Below are 15,707 nucleotides of genomic sequence, written 5' to 3' on the forward strand. Positions count from 1 at the left end.
CCATCCAGTGCCGCGGCTTACAAGACCTTCAGCAGGAGACAACCATGCTTACCCCCAACACTTGCCGATCGCTCAGCGGGCGCATCGGTGCGATGGCGCTTGGATGCGTCACCCTCGTATCGGCCGTCGCCGCGCTGGCCTTGCCCGCCGTGGCCCATGCCCAGGCCTGGCCCAACAAGCCCGTCAAGGTCGTCGTCAACTTCCCGCCGGGCGGCGCCGCCGACCAGATCGCGCGCGCCATCACCGGTCCGTTGCAGGAAGTGCTCGGCCAATCGGTCGTGGTCGAAAACAAGGGCGGTGCGGGCGGCAACATCGGCGGCGAATCGGTCGCGCGCTCCACGCCCGATGGCTACACCCTGCTGATGAGCTCGGGCGGCATGGTGTCGGTCAACCCCTTCATCTACCCGAAGATGTCGTTCGACCCGTCCAAAGACCTGGTGCCCGTCGCTGCCGCCGCGCGCGTCAAGGTGTTCCTGGTCACCAAGCCGGGCAAACTGCCGGGCGACATCAAGGGCTTCATTGATTACCTGAAAGCCAACCCTGGCAAACTGACCTACGGGTCGCCCGGCAACGGCAGCTCGCCGCATCTGGCGGGTGAGATGTTCCAGAGCGAAGCCAAGGTGACCGCGGTCCATGTGCCGTATCGCGGCGCCGCGCCCGCCCTGGTGGACCTGCTGGCCGGACAGATCGACTTCGTGTTCGATCCGGGCATCGCCATGCAGCACGTACAGGCCGGCCGCCTGACGATGTTGGCAGTGGGCAGCATGACGCGCTCGCCGCTGTTCCCCAACGTGCCGACCCTGAACGAGGCCGGTTTGAAGGGCTTCGACGCCGACACGGTGTTCGGCTTCTACGCCCCCGCGGGCACGCCGCAGGACATCGTGACGCGCCTGAATACCGAGATCAATCGCATCATCGCAACCCCGGCCTTCAAGGAACGCATGCTGGCCTTGGGCGGCGACCCCGCCCCGATGAGCCCGGCGCAATTCCACGACAAGGCAATGGAAGACGCCAAGCGCTTTGGCGCGATCATCCAGGCGAAGAAGATCGTGGGTGACTGAAGACTGAGGACTACGGACTGAGGACTGTGAGTTTTCCTGACGGCCGGGCAGATCTAATCGATTGTCCGGCCGTTGTGCGTATCGCACCATGGCGTCTCTTCAGGAGACACCATGACACGACCCAGCGAAGTCAAACCCCGCGAAGGAGACCTGCCCGCCGCCCTGTACAAGGACTGGCAGGTGGGCGCCGAGTTTCCCGAGCTCGCCTTTACCATCACACCCGACATCGTCAATGAATACCTGTCGGTGGTCGATGGCGACCCGTCGAACTATCGGGTCGATGGCCGGCAGGCCGCACCCCCCAATGTGCTGGCCGTCTACATGATGGCCGTGATGTACCGCAAATATCCGCCGCAACAGGGCGGCATCATGATCGGCAATACCTTCAACTTCTATCACCCGATCTGGGCGGATGAGCCCACCCACGTCGTTGGCAGCGGACGGCTGACGGACAAGTATGAAAAGAAGGGACGCAAGTACATCTGCTATCAGGTCGATTTTCATCGCGCCGACGGCACGCGGTTGTGCAGCGTCAGCCATACCTCGGCCTTTGCCGAGTGAGCTCGCCCACGTTCCAGGAGATCAGCATGCTGAAGAAGACGATTACGCAGACGCAGGAAAAGTTCGACAACTACGGTAAGCTCAACGGCGATAACGACATCCTCCACTACGACGATGCCTATGCCAGAGAACGCGGTTTTCGCGGCACGCTTGGCCACGGGCTGATGTACACCGGCTACGTGGCCGACCTGGCGGCGAAAAAGTACGGCGCCGACTGGCATTACCGCGGTGAACTGACCGTCAAATTCGTGGCCCCCGTATGCCCGGGCGATGAACTCGAGGTCCTGCTTGCCGACGATGGCAAGGCCGAATGCCGTTCGCAATTCGGCACGACGCTGGTGGGGTCAGCCACATTGAAAGACTGAGGAAGGGACACCATGGCAGACACCGGACCCGCCGCGGATCGCGCAACTGATACGCGACCCGCAACTCGCATTTCCACCTCCGACGCAACGTCCATTACGGTAGGCGGGAAGGATCTGATCAACGAGCTGATCGGCGAGTACAGCTACACCGAAATGCTGTATTTCCTGACCTGCCACCGCCGGCCCGATGCGGCCCGGGTGCGGGTGCTGGATGCCTGCCTGGTAACGCTCATGGAACACGGCCTGACGCCCAGTGCCGTCATTGCGCGGCTGATGGCCGATAGCGTGCCAGGCGAGCCGCAGGTAGCGATTGCGTCGGGCCTGCTGGCCATCGGCAGCGTGTTTGCTGGCACCACCGAGCAGTGTGCGGCGCTGTTGGTCGACTTGCAGGCCGAAGAAGCGGCGGGCAATACGGATGCCTTGCGGCTGCGTGCGGAAGCCTTCCGCGACAGCCGCAGTCCCATCCCTGGCTTTGGTCATGCGACCCACAAACCTGACGACCCGCGGGCAATCCGCTTATTCGAGGTGGGCCGACAGGCGGGCGTGTCGGGCGCACACGTCGAAACCTTGCAACGCTTCGGCGCGGCGGTCGATGCCGCGTCGGGACGGCATCTGACCATCAATGCCACTGGCGCGATTGCTGCGTTGCTGCTCGAGATCGGCGTGCCGATCGCGGCCATGCGCAGCTTTTCGGTGGTGTCGCGTGCAGGCGGACTGGCAGGGCATTTGCTGGAAGAAGCGGCTAGGCCGTCGGCGCGGGCCATCTGGCGCGCGAGCAAGGCAGCGGTGCGGTACGAACCGCCGGAACAGGGCTGACCCGGCAGGCCTTCAGCGAGCCTTCTGCTGCGTCGTCATCCTGCTGCATCGTGCTCCGGCGTCGTCCGATGGCGTCGTCCGGTGGCAAGGTGCGGCAGTCACGCCATGCCATCGCCCATCACGGAACTCGACAGGCGGCGCGCTTCCTGCCCCTCATGATCCAGCCACGCGCAGAACGCGCGGGCCAGTTCCGGGTTGCGCGTGACGGGCGACACGACGTGGCAGTAGTCGCGCTCGAACACGCCGGGGACATCCAGGATCCGCTGCAGCCGTCCGGCCGCCAGATCATCGACCACCAGGGCCGACGGCACAAGCGCCACGCCCAATCCATCCAGCGCCGCCTGCACCGCATAGAACATTTCTTCCAGCCGCAGGAACCGGGTGGGCGTCGGCATGCTGCCGCCTGCGCGTGCAAACCAGTCCGGCCAGCCCACGACATTGGTCGCCGCCTCGATCAGGCGGAAGGGAGCGATGTCGTCGAGACTTTGCACCGGGCGCGTACCGATCAGGTCTGGCGACGCAACCGCTACCAGCGCGCCCGACAGAAACGGCGTGGGCCGAAGCGTCTCGGCATCGTCATCGTCCGCCAGGCGCCGGATCACCACGTCGTAGTCGTTCATCTTCAAGGTCTGGGGCGACCCGGTGCCGGTGGCCAGCCGCACTTCGGCATTCTGATTGGCCCGCTGGAACCCGGTCAGCCGAGGGATCAGCCAGCGCATGGTGAAGGTAGGCGGGGCGTTGACCGACAGCACGCGCGCGGCCGTGCTGTCCTGCAGGCTGTCCATGGTTGCCGCGATGCGATCCAGCGCGGGCGCCACCCCGGTGAACAGGCGGGAGCCTTCGTTGGTCAGCCGGATGCGCGAACCTTCACGATGGAACAACGGCATGCGCATCGAGGTTTCCAGCGCGATGATCTGCCGGCTGACCGCACCGTGCGTCACGCCCAGTTCCGCGGCCGCGCGCGTAAAACTCAGGTTGCGCGCTACCACTTCGAAGGTGCGCAGCGCGTTTAAAGGCAATGCCCGCCGTTCCATCGGATGTCCCCGTCGCATGATCGTGCCGATGCAGAGGATAGCCGGACGCTGCCTATTCTTCTGCCTTGATATGCGCCCGGGTAATCACCTGGGTCCACTTGTCCCGATCGCTTTTGATCATCGATGCGAAGGCTTCCGGCGTGCTGCCGACGGCATCGCCGCCCAACGTGCTCATGATCTGCTGACGCACCGCCGGGTCGGCCACGGCGGTGCGCAGCGCGTCGTTGATCTTTGCAACGATCGCCGGAGGTGTGCCGGCCGGGGCAACCAGGCCATACCAGACACTGGCGTCATAGCCCGGCATGCCACCCGCTTCGGCCACGGTAGGAATGTCCGGATAGCCGGACAGCCGCTGCGCCGACGTCACGCCCAAGATCCGCACCTTGCCGGTCTTGGCGAATTCCAGCAGGTCGTTGCCGAAGACAACCTGTATGGAACCGGCGGACAAGTCGGTGTTCCGCGTCGCGGTTGCCTTGTAGGGCACATGGACCATTTGCGTGTTCGACATCGACGTGAACAGTTCGCCCGCCAGATGCGACGAGGTGCCTTGGCCCGACGACCCGTAGTTGAGACCACCTGGCGCGGCCTTGGCCGCCGCGACCAGTTCGCGCACCGACGTGATCGGCAGGGCGGCGTTCACCCCCAGGAAGAAAGGGGTCGAAGCCACGATCGATATCGGCGCGAAATCCTTGATCGGGTCATAACGCATCTTGGCGTACAGCGCGGGGTTGATCGACAAGGTCGTCACCGTCGCCATCAATAGCGTGTAGCCATCGGCGGGCGATCGGGCGACCTGTTCCGCGGCAATCATGGTGCTGGCGCCGGGCCGATTTTCGACCACCACGGGTTGCCCAAGCGTGGTCGACAACTGCTGCGACACGATGCGTGACAGCTGGTCAGCGGCGCCGCCGGCCGCATGCGCGCACACCAGCCGGATCGGCTTGCTCGGAAAGGCCGCGGGCTGGGCCTGGGCCGCCGGCGTCAGCGCTGCCAGGGGCAAGGCAGCCAGAGGCAGAGCCAGCGCGACGAAGGTGGCGCGCAGCGTTGAAGGCCATACGGCAGGCAGCAGGGACGGAAGGTGGGTCATGGTCATGTCTCCTTGTTCCGCCTCTTGGGACGGAACTGTGTTGGAACAAGCAGGCACCGGCGGGACCCGCGGCCAGGACCGTGCCCCGGATCCATTCACGCTCAGACGGACTTTCCGGTCGCCACAACGCGCTGGCCGGTCAGGTCGGCGATTCGCGCGGCGTCATAGCCGCATACCCGCGACAGCACGGCCTGCGTATCCGATCCCAACGACGGAGGATAGGACAGGGGGTGGGCCGAGGGATACTTGAACGGGTTGCCCAGAAACCGCAAGGTTTCGCCGGTGGCGGGGTGGGGCAGGTCTTCAACCATCTTGCGCAGATGCGCCAGGGGTTGATCCACCGCCTGCGCCACGTCATGCACCGCGCCCGCCGGCACGCGCGACGCAAACAACCGTTCCTGCCAGTCGGCCGCCGTGTAGCGGCGGAAGACGTCCTGCAGGATCGCGGTCAGGTCATCGACATGTCTGACGCGGTCCTTGGGCAAGGCAAAACGCGGGTCGTTAATCAGGTCCTTGCGGTCGATCGCCGCGCAAAACGTCCGCCAGAACTGCTGCCCGGTAGGCGAGATGGCAATGAATTTGTCGTCCAGGCAGCGGTAGATATCGCTGGGGGCGATCACCGGATGACGCGCGCCATTGGCGTGCGGCACCTCGCCCGACACAAAGTAGTTCTGCGCCTGCCACGTCAGCAGCGCCAGCTGGCAATCCAGCAGCGACACCTGCACCAGTTCGCCGCGGCCGGTCTTCAGGGCCTTGAGCATGCCGCCCAGGCAGGCCAACGCCAGGTACAGGCCGCCCGCCAGATCGGCCACCTGATAGCCGACACGCACCGGCGCGCCACCGGGTTCGCCGGTGATGCTCATGACACCGCTCAACGCTTGGACCACGAGGTCGAAGGCGGGGGCATCCGCATACGGCGGCTGGTCGTGCAGGCCGATCATCTGCGCAATGCACAGGCGCGGGTTCACGGCCAGCAAGGCATCGCGGTCCAGGCCCAGGCGCGCCGGCACGCCCGGCGCAAAGCCATAGACGACTGCGTCGCACTCCCGGACCAGGTCGTAGAACACCTCGCGGCCTTCCGGCGATTTCAAGTCCATCGCAATGCTGGACTTGCCGCGATTCACCGAAAGAAAGAAGCCCGAGTCGCCTTCGAATTCGGAACCGTGGCGCGACACCTGCCGCGACAGGTCGCCTTCCAGCGGCTCGACCTTGATGACCTCGGCGCCCAGCTGCGCCAGCAGTTGCCCGGCAAACGGGCCGCCCAGCACCCAGGTCAGGTCAAGAACGCGAAAGTCGGACAGCATGCGGGCTACCTCTCTGGACGGTTGAATGACACAGGTCGCAGTGTGCAACCGGGCCATCGAACGATCCATCGACAAGCTTTCACAGCCGGTCAGGAAAACTCACAGCACCTCCGCAGGCCCGAAGAACTCGTAATGACATTGCGCCGGCGGCACGTCCAGCGCGCGCAGGTCCTGCAGCACCGACGTCATGAAGGGCTTGGGACCGATCACATAGGCATCGACATCGCGATGGCCAGGCAGCCATTCCGCCAGGTGGGCCCGATTCAGCCGGCCGACGGCGTGGGGCGCCGAGGCGCGCCGTGACGCCGCATCGTTGTGGCCGTCATCGTTGCCACCATCAACGTTGTCACCGTCCACCCTCCCGTCATGCCGCTCATAGCAATAGAACGTGCTCAATGCCGGATGGTGCTCAAGATGGCCGTCCACCCAATCGCGAAACGCATGCACGCCGGCATCCCGCGCGCAGTGGATGAAACGGACCTCGCGGCCGGCGGCCAGCGCGGCCGACATCAGCGGCAGCATGGGCGTGATGCCGACGCCGCCACTGATGAGCACGACCGGCCGCGAGCCGGCTTGAAGCGTCAGGTGGCCTGCCGGCGGAAACAGGTGGACGGTGTCATCGATCCCGACGTGATCATGCAGATGGTTGGACACGACGCCGCCCGGTTCGCGCTTCACGCTGATGCGGTAGTCGCGCCCGTTGGCCGCTGCCGACAGCGAATAGTTGCGCCTGACATCAACACCGTTCACGAACAGCCGCAGCCCGATGTATTGGCCCGGCGCGAAAGCCAGGACGGGCAAGCCATCGGCCGGTGCAAAGGTGAATGAGGTGATCTCTTTGCTTTCCTCGCGCTTGTCGGCAACGCGGAACGCCCGCCCGCCGCGCCATCCGCCGGGTGCGGCGGCCAGCGCATCGTAGGCCTGGCCTTCCGCCGACGTCAGCATGCCCGCCAGCAGCCCATAGGTGGCAGCCCAGGCATCCACCACGTCATCGGTCGCCAGATCGGGCCCGAGCACCTCGCGGATCGCCTGCAACAACGAGGCGCCCACCGCCGGGTAGTGCTCCGGCTGGATCTGCAAGGACACATGCTTGTTCACGATGACCGCGAACAGGTCGCCCAGGACGTCCAGCTGATCGATGTGACGCGCCACTTTCAGCAAGCCGTTGGCGAGTGCGCGGGGCTGGGCGCCGTCGGCCTGATGCGCCGGATTGAACAGCGGCCGGACCTCGGGGTGGTCCTGCAACAAGATGCGGTAGAAGTGGGTGGTCAATGCTTCGCCGCCCTGTTCAAGCACAGGCACGGTGGCCTTGACGATGTTGCGGTGTGGAACGGAAAGCATGGGACGGTCTCCAATGACAGGGGCTGCGGGAAGGGATACCTCACCCTTTCACGATCCGTGCCATCTCGGAGCGCAAGCATTGACGCCATTTCTTACGTTTCGGGAGTCGATTCGACACACGCTGCTTTAGGGTCATAATGACCAATTGCGTGTCGGATCGACCCTGTGCCGAGCCGCCTCATCGTTATCGAACAGGAGTCTTCCATGTCCCACTTTTTTCATCGCGCTCTGGGCAACACCGGCCTGACTGTGTCGCCCATCTGTTTTGGCGGCAACGTGTTCGGTTGGTCCCTGGATGAAGCGGCGTCACTGGCCATGCTGGACGCGCTGCCCGATCACGGCATCAACTTCATCGACACGGCCGACGCGTATTCGGCGTGGGTCGACGGCAATCAGGGCGGCGAATCCGAAGCGCTGATCGGCACCTGGTTCAAGACGCGCGGCCGGCGCAGCGACGTGGTGCTGGCGACCAAGGTGGGCAGCCCCATGGCCACCAGCCCCGGTGGCCTGAAGGCGGACACCATCGTGCGCGGAGTCGAAGCGTCGCTGCAGCGCCTGCAGACCGATTACATCGATCTCTATCAATCCCATCGCGACGATGCCGATACCCCCATCGACGAAACGCTGGAAGCCTTCGACAAGCTGGTGCGTGCAGGCAAGGTGCGGGCCCTGGGCGCGTCGAATTTTTCGGCCGACCGCCTCAAAGCCTCGCTCGATGCCAGCGCCGCGAACGGGTGGGCCGCGTACACCACGTTGCAGCCGCTCTACAACCTGATGGACCGCGAGGCGTTCGAGCAGGATCTGATGGCCGTCTGCCTTGAGAACGACATCGCCGTCATTCCGTATTTCTCGTTGGCCAGCGGCTTCCTGACCGGCAAGTACCGCACCGATGCCGACATTGCGGCGAACCCGACACGCGGTGAACGGGTCCGCAAGTACCTGACGCCGCGCGGCCAGCGCGTGGTGGCCGCGCTGGATACCGTGGCGGCCGAGACAGGCGCCAGCCCGGCATCGGTCGCACTGGCCTGGCTGATGGCGCGGCCTGCCATCGGGGCACCCATCGCCAGCGCCACGTCCTTGACGCAATTGGCGGCCTTGTCGGCCGCCATGTCGCTGACCCTGACCGAACCGCAGCAGGCCTTGCTGACGACGGCCAGCGCGCCATGAATACCGGCGGCCTCCTTGCCGCGCTGGTGCCCCTGGTCGACGACCTGTCGCGCGACCTGCCGGAAGGCGAGCGTTACCGGCGGCTGCTGCAGGCCTTGCGCGCCGTGCTGCCGTGCGACGCCGCCGCGCTGCTGCAACGGGAAGGCGAGTGGCTGCTGCCGCTGGCGGTCGATGGCCTGTCGACCGACACGCTGGGCCGGCGATTCCGCATCGACGACCATCCGCGTTTCAAGGCCCTGCTGGAGGCGGACGGCCCGCTGCGCTTTGCGCCTGATTGCGATCTGCCCGATCCCTACGACGGCCTGGTGGACGGCCCGCCCGAAGCGCTGGAAGTCCATGACTGCATGGGCTGCGTGCTGATGGTGGGCGAACAGCCGTGGGGCCTGCTGACCCTGGACGCGCTGGACCCCGAACGGTTCGCCATGGTCGACCTTCCCTCGGTCCAGGCGTTCGCAAGCCTGGCGGCCGCGACCGTGACGGTGGCGGACCGCATCCACTCGCTGGCGTCGCGGGTGGAAGACGAGCGGCAGCGGGCCGAGGTCTATCGCCTGGCCGCGGGCCAGCAACCGCCGCGCGACCTGATCGGCAACAGCCCCGCCAATCAACGCCTGCTGCAGGACATCGCCGTGGTGGCCGACAGCGACCTGACGGTGTTGATTACCGGCGAGACCGGCGTCGGGAAGGAACTGGTGGCGCAGGCCATTCATGCGGCGTCCGGCCGGGGCGCGCAGCCCCTGATCAGCATCAACTGTGCGGCGCTGCCCGAAACCCTGGTCGAAAGCGAGCTGTTCGGCCATGTGCGCGGCGCGTTCTCGGGCGCGGTGGGCGACCGCCGCGGCAAATTCGAACTGGCCGATGGCGGCACGCTGTTCCTGGATGAAGTCGGCGAACTGTCGTTGCCGATCCAGGCCAAATTACTCCGTGTACTGCAGAACGGCCAGCTGCAGCGACTGGGGTCCGATCGCGACCACCGGGTCAACGTGCGGGTGATCGCGGCCACGCATCGTGACCTGGCCGAAGACGTGCAGGAAGGGCGCTTTCGCGCCGATGTGTTCCATCGCCTCAGCGTGTTCCCGGTCCATGTCGCGCCGCTGCGCGACCGGCAGCGCGACGTGCTGATGCTGGCCGGTTTCTTCCTTGAAGAGAACCGCGTCCGCCTGGGCCTGAGCGGGCTGCGGCTGACGGCTGATGCGCAGGCCGCCTTGCTGTCCTACGCTTGGCCCGGCAATGTGCGCGAGCTTGAACATCTGTTGAGCCGCAGTGTACTGAAGGCCTTGGCCAGGCAGGGGCGCCGTCCGCGGATCCTGAGCCTGTCGGAAGCCGAGATCGACCTGCCGCGCGTGGGGCCCGCCCAGGCGCCTGAGGACGACCCTGCCGACCTGGGCAGCCTGGCGGACGCGTCCGCGCCGATCAGCCCGCCAGCGATCGATCCTTCGGTCGGGTTGCGCGCCGCCGTGGACGACTACGAACGCCGCCTGATCCTTGATGCGCTGGTCCGCCACGGGCATAACTGGGCATCCGCCGCACGGGGGCTGGGGCTGGACCGCGCCAACCTGAACCGCCTCGCCAAACGGTTGGGGATCAAATAGCCGCGCTTCGATTATGATTGTGTTTCACAACTAGTTGGTCCGCCCACGGACCCGTTGAGGAGACACGATGAGTCCGGCAGGTTCCCCGCACGACCACGACGACCCTTCCCGCGCGCCGCTCGCGGGCATCCGCGTGCTGGACCTGACCTCGGCCGTGGTCGGCCCGTATGCCGCCAAGATCATGGCCGACTATGGCGCCGACGTGATCAAGGTCGAAGCCGAAGAAGGCGACGTGATCCGCTGGATCGCCGGCCCGTCACCCGGCCCCGGCATGTCGGGCAAGTTCGTGCACCTGAACCGCCACAAGCGCAGCATCGCCCTGGACCTCAAGTCCGACGCCGGCCACGAGGTGGTCACGCGCCTGATCGCGCGCACCGACGTGCTGTTGATCAACATGCGGCCGCGCCCGATTGAACGCCTGCGCCTGGACTACGCCAGCCTGGCGCCGCAGAACCCCCGGCTGATCCACTGCGCCATGAGCGGCTTCGGCCCCGGGCCCTACCGCGACAAGCCCGCCTACGATTCCATCATCCAGGGCGGGTCCGGCCTGGCGGCCCTGAACGAGATGTATACGGGTGTGCCGCGCTATGTGCCGTATGTGGTGGCCGATCGCACCGTCGGCCTCATGGCCCTGAACGCGGTCATGATGGCCCTGTTCCAGCGTGAACGCACCGGCCGCGGCCAATCGGTCGACGTGCCCATGTTCGAGAACATGGTGTCGCTGGTCCTGAGCGAACACCTGTATGGCGCCACCTACGATCCCGCCCTGACGCCGCCCGGCGACCTGCGCCTGATCGATCCGCAAGCGCGGCCCGTACAGACCAAGGACGGGTATGTCTGCCTGACCACCAACACCGACGCCCAGGCCTTCCGCTTGATGGAGGTGATGGGCTACCCCGACATGCGCAACGATCCGCGCTTTGCCACCAAGGCCGCCCGGGCCGCCCACAGCGCCGACTACTTCAAGCTGCGCGCCGACGCCATGCTGACCCGCACCTCCGCCGAATGGCTGGAATTGCTCGAAGCCGCCGACATTCCCTGCATGCGCTACAACACGCTGGACAGCCTGATGACCGACCCGCAGGTGTTGGCGTCGGGCTTGCTGGAACGGGTCGACCACCCCACCGAAGGCCGCATGTGGGACCTGCAGGACGTGACGCGCCTGTCAGGCTACGCGCCCGCGCCGCGCCGACCGGCGCCCACGGTGGGGCAGGACGCGGAGGGCGTGCTGGAAGAGGCGGGCTATGACGCCGACGCCCGGGCGCGGCTGTATGACAGTGGCGCGGTACGCCGGCCGGAGCGGTAATCCGGCCCGGCCGCGGATCCGGCCAGCACGGGATCACCGGGCGGAAGGGGCGCGTCCTGGCCGCGGCCTGGCCTGCGTCGCGCGCGGCTGGAACATGCGCGTCTGTTCCTGCAACCATGCCCGGAAGAAGGTCAGATGCGGTTCGTCGGCCTTGTCTTCGGGATACGAAAAATAATAGGCGCCCTCGCTGCGCACGGACACGTCGGACAGCACCTTGAGCTTGCCTGATCGCAGCTGATCGGCAATCAGAAATCGCGGCAGCAGGGCCACGCCCTGGCCCGCGCATGCGGCGCTGATCAACATCGACTGGATTTCGAAGCGCGGCCCGCGCATCACGTTTTCGTGCGTCACGTCCGCTTCGACACACCAGGCCCGCCACGCTTCGGGCCGGGTCATCAGGTGCAGCAATCGGTAGCTTGCCAAGGTGTGGGCGTCGGGCCGCGCGTCCCCTTCCAGGAACTTCGCGTGGCCCACCGGCACCAGTTCTTCATCGAACAGGTAATCCGAAAATGCGCCGGGCCATGACGCCTTGCCGAAATACAGCGCGCCATCCAGCGTCGTTTCGCTGAACAGGAAGCGATTGCTCCGTGCACTGACATTGATCGTCATGTCGGGTCGCTCGGCATACAGGCTCGTCAACCGGGGGATCAGCCATTGCGTCCCCACCGTCGGCAGCGCGGCGATTTCCAGGATGCCGCCTTCGCCTTCGTGCGCCATGATTTCCAGCGTGCCACGTTCAATCCTGCTGATGGTCGACGCGACGTCGGCGGCGTAGACCACGCCTGCCCGCGTCAATGAAATCCGCTTCTTTACACGGTTGAACAGCCGCACCTGCAACTGGTCTTCAAGCAGCGAGATCTGTCGCGACACCGCGCTCTCGGTCAGCGCCAGTTCGTCGGCGGCGCGGGTCACGCTTTGATGGCGCGCCGCGGCGTCGAAGGCGATCAAGGCGGTCATGCTGGGGATGCGTCGGCGCATGAAGTTGATTCCAAAAACGCAAGATGTCCGCAGAATAAATTGTTTGCGACGGCCGGGGCAAGACTTCACCATGGCGGCAAGTCATATCGATATGCCCTGACCGGCGCTGCCTGGCGACGCCGGATGATGACCTTGCATTCGTGTTCTGCTCCCATGACAAATCTCAACAAGCGTGTCCTGATCGCCGGTGCCGGCCCCGTTGGCCTGGTGGCCGCCAATGTCCTTGCCGATGCGGGCATTCCGGTTTCCGTGTTCGAAGCCGAGGCGGCATTGCCGCAGACCTTGCGTGCATCCACCTTCCAGCCCTCCACGCTCGACCTGCTGTCGCGCTTTGGCGTATCGCAGCGGCTGATCGAGATGGGGCTGGTCGCGCCGCGCATGCAGTACCGGGATCGCAAGGGCTGGATGGCCGAGTTCGATTTTGGCGTGCTGTCCGATGTGACGCAGCACCCGTATCGCGTGCAGTGCGAGCAGTTCAGATTGAACGGTTTATTGGCCGATCGCCTGGCCAGCTTTCCCCATGCCGACATCACGTTCGGCGCGCGCATCGCGGGGGTATCGCAAGACGCGGATCAGGTCACGGTAGCGCTGACCGGAGAGCAGGGCGACACCTCGGCCACCGGCGCCTGGCTGATCGGCGCGGATGGCGGCCGCAGCAAGGTGCGCGATGAAATCGGCGTGTCGCTGGGCGGCTTCACCTGGCCCGAACGCTTCCTGGTTGCCAGCACGCCCTTCGACTTTCCGGCGGTCATTCCCGACCTGTGCGAGGTCAGCTATTTCGCCGATCCCGAGCAATGGTTCTTCTTGCTGCGCGTGTCGGGACTCTGGCGCGTGATGATGCCGATCGGCGCCGAAGACAGCGATGCCGACGTGCTGTCGGACGCGTACATCCAGCAGCGCCTGCACCGTGTGCACGACAAGGCCGGCGATTTCGAGATCATCCACCGCACCATCTATGCCGTCCACCAGCGTGTGGCGAACAGCTACCGCAATGGCCGCGTATTCCTGGCCGGGGACGCCGCGCACCTGAACAATCCGCTGGGCGGAATGGGCATGAACGGCGGCGTTCACGATGCCTTCACGCTGGCGGACCAACTGGTCGCGGTGCTGCAAGGGGCGGCCGACGAAGCCACGCTCGACACGTACGAGCAACGGCGCCGCCCGGTGGCGCTCGACTACGTGAACACCATAACGATAGCGAACAAACGCAACCTCGAAACGCGTGATGCCAACGAACAGAGGAAATGGCGTGAGGAGATGACCCGCATTTCTGGCGACAAGCGGCTGGCCAGGGAGTACCTGCTCAAGGTCTCGATGATCAGCAGCTTGCGGGGCGCAACCATCGCCGCTTAGCCCGCCAGGTGTTTGCCCGGCGTCTTCCTCCCGTTCCTTTCGCAGGTGATCCCATGCTCTCCAAGTTCCTGATGGCAAGTGTTCTCGGTCTTTCCGCTGTGGCGGCGCACGCCGACGCCGGGTATCCCAACAAGAACATCGTTCTGGTGACCCCATTCCCGCCGGGCAGCACCAGTGACCTCATCCCCCGCCTGGTGGCGCCCCTGATGTCGCAGTCCATGGGCGTGACCGTGGTCGTGGAAAACCGGGCCGGCGCCAATGGATCGCTGGGCGCCGCGCGCGTGGCGACGGCCGCGCCCGATGGCTACACGTTGCTGATGGCAACGACCGGCGTGCTGGCCATCAACCAGTGGATCTATCCCAAGCTGCAATATGCGCCCGACAAGGATTTCGAGCCGGTGATCAATGCGGCGTCCACGCCCAACATGCTGGTCGTGAATCCGTCGGTCAAGGCGTCCACGTTGAAGGAACTGGTGGCCCTGGCCAAGGCGCAGCCCAACACCCTGACCTATGCGTCGGCCGGCAATGGCAGCACCAGCCATCTCTGTGGGGAGTCGCTCAAGGTGGCGTCGGGCGTGGACATCGTTCATGTGCCGTACCAGGGACCGGCGCCCGCGATGCAGGATGTGTTGAGCGGCCGCGTGTCGATGATCTGCGACAACCTGTCGAACGTGATCCAGAACGTCAGGGCAGGGCGCCTGCGCGCCATTGCGGTGACGGGCAAGGAAGCGAGTCCGCAGGCGCCCGGTGTGCCGACGTCCGCGCAGGCTGGCGTGCCGGATCTGGAGGCGGGCATCTGGTACAGCTTTGTCGCGCCGGCGGGCACGCCGAAGGCCGTGGTGGATCGCTTGAATACCGAATTTTCCGCGGCCTTGAAAGACCCCACCGTCACGTCCCGGCTCGAGTCCTTGGGCCTGAGCATCGTGGCCGACAAGCCCGAGCAGTTCAAAGCCTTCATCGCCGATGAAGCCGCCCGCATGCAGAAGGTCGTCGCCGCAGCGGGCGCGCGCGTCCAGTAAGGCCCGGCGTCAACCCCCAATCGAGTCCCTTCATGTCCACCACGCTTGCACTCAATCTGATTCGCCCATCGGGCACCCGCGCGCAAACGGTCACGGTCACGCAGGCCGTGATTGCCGGCTGGACCGGCCGCGACCGCGACGCGATGGAAAAACATATCGTCGAACTGGAAGCCTTGGGCGTCGCGCGCCCGGTCTCCACGCCGATGTACTACCGCGTCAGCGCATCGCGGCTTACCACGGCGGCGAGCATCGAATGCAGTGGCGAGGCCTCCAGTGGCGAGGTCGAATTCCTGCTGCTTCAGTTCGACGGCCAGCTGTGGGTGGGCGTCGGGTCGGACCATACCGACCGCGAACTCGAGACGCGCGGCGTGGCCATCTCCAAGCAGGTCTGCGACAAGCCCATGTCGGCCGACCTCTGGTGTTTCGATGACGTGGCGGATCACTGGGACCGCCTGCGATTGAGCGCCCGCATCATCGAAGACGGCGAGGCGCGCGTCTACCAGGACGGTCCTGTCACCACCATGCTGGACCCACTGGCGCTGATCGCCGGTTGGCGCGCGGGCGCATCCACGCTGCCAGAAGGCACGGTCATGTTCTGCGGCACCCTGGCGGCAAAAGGCGGTATCCGTCCCGCCGGACGCTTCGAGTTCGCGCTGGAAGATCCGGTGCTGGGCCGCACCCTTTCCCATGCCTACGACATTGACGCGCTGCCCGTTGCAGGCTGAA

The 15,707-nt window shown here is 65.7% G+C and carries 15 protein-coding genes; 10 read left to right on the plus strand and 5 right to left on the minus strand.

The features are described from left to right. The first annotated feature begins 92 nt into the window (after nt 1-92). The 4 genes from HD883_RS23250 (at nt 93) to HD883_RS23265 (ending at nt 2,803) form a co-directional block, all read left to right on the plus strand. A complete protein-coding gene (locus tag HD883_RS23250; RefSeq protein ID WP_179589831.1) occupies nt 93-1,061 on the plus strand; it encodes a Bug family tripartite tricarboxylate transporter substrate binding protein in 969 nt (322 codons plus the stop codon). A 111-nt stretch (nt 1,062-1,172) separates the two neighbouring features. Beyond that, a complete protein-coding gene (locus tag HD883_RS23255; RefSeq protein WP_179589331.1) occupies nt 1,173-1,622 on the plus strand; it encodes a hypothetical protein in 450 nt (149 codons plus the stop codon). Between the two features lie 26 nt (nt 1,623-1,648). Beyond that, nucleotides 1,649-1,987: a MaoC family dehydratase gene (locus tag HD883_RS23260; protein WP_257022608.1), complete on the plus strand. Its 339-nt coding sequence runs from the start codon at nt 1,649-1,651 to the stop codon at nt 1,985-1,987. A 12-nt stretch (nt 1,988-1,999) separates the two neighbouring features. Beyond that, nucleotides 2,000-2,803: a citryl-CoA lyase gene (locus HD883_RS23265; RefSeq protein ID WP_179589332.1), complete on the plus strand. Its 804-nt coding sequence runs from the start codon at nt 2,000-2,002 to the stop codon at nt 2,801-2,803. A gap of 98 nt (nt 2,804-2,901) precedes the next feature. On the opposite strand, the gene HD883_RS23270 is transcribed toward HD883_RS23265, so the two are convergent. The 4 genes from HD883_RS23270 to hmpA all read right to left on the minus strand — a co-directional run bounded on the left by HD883_RS23270 (nt 2,902) and on the right by hmpA (nt 7,569). After that, the gene (locus HD883_RS23270; protein ID WP_179589333.1) at nt 2,902-3,855 is read right to left on the minus strand and encodes a LysR substrate-binding domain-containing protein; all 954 of its coding nucleotides are present in this window, start codon (nt 3,853-3,855) and stop codon (nt 2,902-2,904) included. A gap of 34 nt (nt 3,856-3,889) precedes the next feature. Further along, nucleotides 3,890-4,924, minus strand: a complete 1,035-nt coding sequence (locus tag HD883_RS23275; RefSeq protein ID WP_179589334.1) for a Bug family tripartite tricarboxylate transporter substrate binding protein — start codon at nt 4,922-4,924, stop codon at nt 3,890-3,892. 101 nt (nt 4,925-5,025) lie between these two features. Then, nucleotides 5,026-6,228 (minus strand): CaiB/BaiF CoA transferase family protein, encoded by a 1,203-nt coding sequence (locus tag HD883_RS23280; protein ID WP_179589335.1) that lies wholly within the window; start codon nt 6,226-6,228, stop codon nt 5,026-5,028. Between the two features lie 99 nt (nt 6,229-6,327). After that, on the minus strand, nt 6,328-7,569 hold the full coding sequence (gene hmpA, locus HD883_RS23285; protein ID WP_179589336.1) for an NO-inducible flavohemoprotein: 1,242 nt from the start codon (nt 7,567-7,569) through the stop codon (nt 6,328-6,330). A gap of 204 nt (nt 7,570-7,773) precedes the next feature. Here hmpA and HD883_RS23290 point away from each other — a divergent pair, with 204 nt between their 5' ends. From HD883_RS23290 to HD883_RS23300, 3 genes are all read left to right on the plus strand, one after another. Further along, nucleotides 7,774-8,736, plus strand: coding sequence for an aldo/keto reductase (locus HD883_RS23290; RefSeq protein ID WP_179589337.1), 963 nt, complete (start codon nt 7,774-7,776; stop codon nt 8,734-8,736). Next, entirely contained in the window at nt 8,733-10,325 is a 1,593-nt protein-coding gene (norR, locus tag HD883_RS23295; RefSeq protein WP_179589338.1) for a nitric oxide reductase transcriptional regulator NorR, read from the plus strand. Before HD883_RS23290 ends, norR begins: the two co-directional genes overlap by 4 nt. Before the next feature lie 67 nt (nt 10,326-10,392). Further along, complete coding sequence (locus HD883_RS23300) at nt 10,393-11,631, plus strand: CaiB/BaiF CoA transferase family protein (protein WP_179589339.1); 1,239 nt, start codon at nt 10,393-10,395, stop codon at nt 11,629-11,631. A 33-nt stretch (nt 11,632-11,664) separates the two neighbouring features. On the opposite strand, the gene HD883_RS23305 is transcribed toward HD883_RS23300, so the two are convergent. Then, on the minus strand, nt 11,665-12,609 hold the full coding sequence (locus tag HD883_RS23305) for a LysR substrate-binding domain-containing protein (protein WP_179589340.1): 945 nt from the start codon (nt 12,607-12,609) through the stop codon (nt 11,665-11,667). Between the two features lie 153 nt (nt 12,610-12,762). On the opposite strand from HD883_RS23305, the gene HD883_RS23310 reads away from it, so the two are divergent. Genes HD883_RS23310 through HD883_RS23320 form a run of 3 tightly spaced genes read left to right on the plus strand, consistent with a single transcriptional unit; the run spans nt 12,763 to nt 15,706 of the window. Continuing rightward, entirely contained in the window at nt 12,763-13,962 is a 1,200-nt protein-coding gene (locus HD883_RS23310; protein WP_179589341.1) for an FAD-dependent oxidoreductase, read from the plus strand. Between the two features lie 53 nt (nt 13,963-14,015). Further along, nucleotides 14,016-14,981, plus strand: coding sequence for a Bug family tripartite tricarboxylate transporter substrate binding protein (locus HD883_RS23315; RefSeq protein WP_179589342.1), 966 nt, complete (start codon nt 14,016-14,018; stop codon nt 14,979-14,981). Between the two features lie 32 nt (nt 14,982-15,013). Continuing rightward, nucleotides 15,014-15,706, plus strand: a complete 693-nt coding sequence (locus tag HD883_RS23320) for a DUF2848 domain-containing protein (RefSeq protein ID WP_179589343.1) — start codon at nt 15,014-15,016, stop codon at nt 15,704-15,706. Nucleotide 15,707 lies beyond the last annotated feature (1 nt).

Origin of the sequence: Pigmentiphaga litoralis, from assembly GCF_013408655.1 — a bacterium.
Lineage (GTDB): Bacteria > Pseudomonadota > Gammaproteobacteria > Burkholderiales > Burkholderiaceae_B > Pigmentiphaga > Pigmentiphaga litoralis_A.